Source organism: Microbacterium sp., assembly GCF_044508325.1.
GTDB lineage: Bacteria > Actinomycetota > Actinomycetes > Actinomycetales > Microbacteriaceae > Microbacterium.
In genome coordinates this window covers 2591-6390 of sequence record NZ_JBIQHX010000004.1, presented here as the reverse complement: position 1 = coordinate 6390, position 3800 = coordinate 2591, and the positions used below count along the sequence as shown (strand labels likewise).

The 3800-nt window shown below is 70.2% G+C and carries 2 protein-coding genes and 1 pseudogene; 1 reads left to right on the top strand and 2 read right to left on the bottom strand.

Annotated elements, in window-relative coordinates; translation table 11 throughout:
* A pseudogene (locus tag ACIWQI_RS04340) lies at nt 1-535 on the bottom strand (hypothetical protein); the annotation flags it as partial.
* Between the two features lie 111 nt (nt 536-646).
* Complete coding sequence (locus ACIWQI_RS04335) at nt 647-1582, bottom strand: hypothetical protein (RefSeq protein WP_396655886.1); 936 nt, start codon at nt 1580-1582, stop codon at nt 647-649.
* A gap of 541 nt (nt 1583-2123) precedes the next feature.
* Between ACIWQI_RS04335 and dnaB the strand changes: the two genes are divergently transcribed.
* Entirely contained in the window at nt 2124-3506 is a 1383-nt protein-coding gene (gene dnaB, locus ACIWQI_RS04330; protein ID WP_396655885.1) for a replicative DNA helicase, read from the top strand.
* Nucleotides 3507-3800: the final 294 nt, after the last annotated feature.

Sequence of the window (3800 nt, the reverse complement as noted above, 5' to 3'; positions counted from 1 at the left end):
TGGTGGTGCTGTCTCCGATGAGGGAGATGGCGTTGCCGCCGATGGTCACGGGCACCGTGACAGGGGCGACCACCTGCGTGCCGGAGGCCACGGCATCCGACCCGCTGGTGACCGCCTGCACTCCGTCGCCGCCGCTCGATGCCGGCGCCGACTGGGTGGTCGCGTCGGTCGTGGTGCTGTCGCCGACGACCGAGATCGCGTTTCCTCCCACGGTGACCGGCACCGACACGGAGATGATCCCCTGCGTCCCCGACAGCAGGCCGCCGGCCCCGGAGGTCGTGGCTGACGAGCTCGTTGCCGTCGGCTGCGCGGGCGGAGCGCTCGTCGTCGCCCCGCTGCTGAGCGCGTCGCCCAGCAGCGAGAGCGCGTTGCCTGCCACCGTGACGGGCAGGTCGACATCGATCAGCGCCTGGGTGCCCGACCCGATGCCGTCGTCGCCGCTGGTCTCCGCCGCTTGCGCGGCGACCGTTCCGAGGAGCGAGATCCCGCCCCCGATGAGCACCCCGAGGAGCGCTCGTTTGATGTTCCTGTGCATGTCCTTCTCCTGAGTGAGGTCTGGCCGTGCGCGCCGGATGGCGCGCCGGATCATCGACGCGCTCGGAGCGCGCCGCGATGCTGCCGTGCACAAGGGCACGGCACGGCCGACTCAGTCGGGAGAGTGATCGGTTTCGAAGACCGGTCTGCGGGGAAGCCGTTCGTCGCCTGCTCCGGCGCGCGCCCGCACGAGCAGCGGAATGCGCGGCCACGCGGCCATCAGCGCCGCGAGGAGCCCTGCGGCGACCGCGAGCGAGCCGCCGATGCCCGCGGTGCCGGGCAGGGCTGTACCGCCCGTGAACGGCGCCACGAGAGCCAGGCGAAGGGATTCGAGGGCGGATGCCTGCGCCACCTGCAGCGTCTGGGCCACCGCCCCGAGGGCGCGGGGTGCAGCCGCGAGCAGGTCGGGAGCGACGGAGGGTGCCGGCACGAGCGTCGGGTTCAGGATGGCCGGGGCGACCGGTGCGCCCGGGGCGAGCGGCTCACCGGGGAAGACCGTTTCGCCGGGGGCGGGCGTCGTGCCTCCCACCACAGCGACGACGTCGTCGACGACTCCGATCGCGCCGACGTCCGGAAGGAGCGGGTCGAGTGTTCCGACACTGCCGACGACCGGTGCCAGCGGCGTGCCGGCGGCCACGTCGCTCACGGTGTCGGTGAGGCGCTGCGCAGTCGAGACGACGAGCGTGTCGGCGGCCTTGGCGGTCGCGGCGACCGTCGAGACGGCCGTGCTCGCCAGCTGGGCGACCGGCTCCTTCACCGGGGCCGGAAGCACTGCGACGACCGGTGCGACGACCGGCTCGACGACCTTGACGGTCGCCTGCGCGACGTCGTCGACGGCGCCGACGACGCCACCGGTGACATCGCCCACCGCGCCCACCGCACCGCCCACGAGGCCGAGGAGGCCGGAGCCCTGGTCGTCATCCTGCGCGGCGGACGACGGCGACGCCTGTCCGAACACCGTCAGCAGCGCCCAGAGGAAGCCTGCGGCGCACGCGATGATCAGCAGCCGCAGGCGGCGCGCTGCGGCGTCGCGTCGCGCGGCTTCCATGTGCTCACCCCCGTTGCACCGTCGCCACCCGGGTCGATCCCGGTGAGCGCGATGCTAGCCGTCATCGCCTTGCGCGTCCACCCGGACCGCCGATGCGGCCGCGATCCGCGTGATTGCGCGGGTCGCGCCGCGGCGGCCGGGCGTGTCGTTTGTACACACCCTGCGGGCGCATCGGCAAACCTTCAACGCACACTTCAATCACATGCCCATCCACAGGGGGATGGAAAGAGAAATCCCAGGTGAATCCGCAAGAAAAAGTTGCCGAAGATGGCCCTGGGGTCGGTTGTCCACAGGTGTTCTGCACAGACGTGTCGGCGTTTCTCGCAAAGCATCCACAGAGTTATCCACAGGCCGGGTTGCAGGTGTCGAGGGGGCCTCATAGCGTGGGAGCCGGCTCGGGGGGAACTGGGCGGCGATCGTTCGATGATGACAGCGATGTCAGACGTCGGTGATCTCCTGATGACAGGGCGCGAAGCATCCAGCCACGCTCCCTGCTCCGCTTTCGTGCGCTCGCGCGCGACCCGAACAGTGAGGAGTGACGTTGTCGATCGCCGATGTCTCGCAAGAGCGGCTGGGGGGTCCGTACGAGGGCCGGTCGAACGAGCGCACGCCCCCGCACGACCTGCTCGCCGAGCAGAGCGCGCTCGGCGGCATGCTGCTTTCGACCGATGCTGTGGCCGATGTCACCGACACGCTGCGCGGGTCGGACTTCTACGTTCCCAAGCACGAGGTGATCTACGAGGCGATCCTCTCGCTCTACTCGCACGGTGAGCCCACCGACGTCGTGGCCGTCACCGACGAGCTCATCAAGACGGGAGAGCTGCAGCGGGCCGGCGGGGTCGACTACCTGCACACGCTCACCTCGATCGTGCCCACCGCGGCGAACGCAGGGTATTACGCGTCGATCGTCGCCGAGAAGGCGGTGCTGCGCCGACTCGTGGATGCCGGGACGCGCATCGTGCAGATGGGGTACTCGGGCCAGGGTGAGCCGCTCGATCTCGTCAACAACGCGCAGGCCGAGATCTACCAGGTCACCGGCTCGCAGAACGCCGAGGACTACGTCCCCCTCGAGGTCGCCGTGGACGCGGCCGTCGGCGAGATGGAGGCGGCCACGGGTCGCGACGGCGAGCTCACCGGAGTGCCCACCGGCTTCAGCGGGATGGATCAGCTCACCAACGGCCTGCATGCGGGGCAGCTGATCATCATCGCCGCGCGTCCCGCCCTCGGCAAGTCGACGCTCGCGCTCGACTTCGCTCGCTCCGCGGCGATCGGGCACACGCTGCCGACGATCTTCTTCTCGCTCGAGATGGGACGCAGCGAGATCGCCATGCGCCTGATGAGCGCTGAGGCGGCGGTCCCGCTGCAGGCGATGCGCAAGGGCACCCTCGACCGGCGCGACTGGGCGAGCATCGCCGCCACCCGCGGGCGCATCAACGACGCCCCGCTCTACATCGACGACAGCCCGAACATGACGCTCGTCGAGATCCGCGCCAAGTGCCGGCGCCTCAAGCAGCGCGCCGGGCTGAAGATGGTGGTCATCGACTACCTGCAGCTGATGACCTCGGGCAAGCGCGTCGAGTCGCGCCAGCAGGAGGTCTCGGAGTTCTCGCGGGCCCTCAAGCTCCTCGCGAAAGAGCTGCAGGTGCCCGTCGTGGCGCTCTCGCAGCTGAACCGTGGGCCGGAGCAGCGCGCCGACAAGAAGCCCGCGCTGTCGGATCTGCGCGAGTCGGGATCGCTCGAGCAGGATGCCGACATGGTCATCCTGCTGCACCGCGAAGCCGCCTACGAGAAGGAGAACCCGCGCGCCGGCGAGGCCGACCTCATCGTCGCCAAGCACCGCAACGGCCCGACCGACACGATCACCGTGGCCTTCCAGGGCCACTTCTCGCGCTTCGCGGACATGGCCCCGGGCGACTTCGGGTAGCAGGTGACGCCGTGGGGCCACCTCACAGGCGTCCTGCCTTGCGAGCCCCATTGATGCGCGACCGAGCGCGACCTCGGCGGCAGGCGCCACCGACATTGGTCCCCGCTGCGCTGATTCCGTCTTCGGCGCCGGGTATCTCATAGCCAGGATGGCGGTGGATCGATCGGCGATTCCCCGGTACAGGTGGGCCCGATCGCCCGCGAACGCGTGGCTCTCGCCACCTCGGAGCTCCACGGTCGCACCGATGTCGCCGACCTCGACGGCGCCATCGATCAACGTCAGGATCTCTGTCAC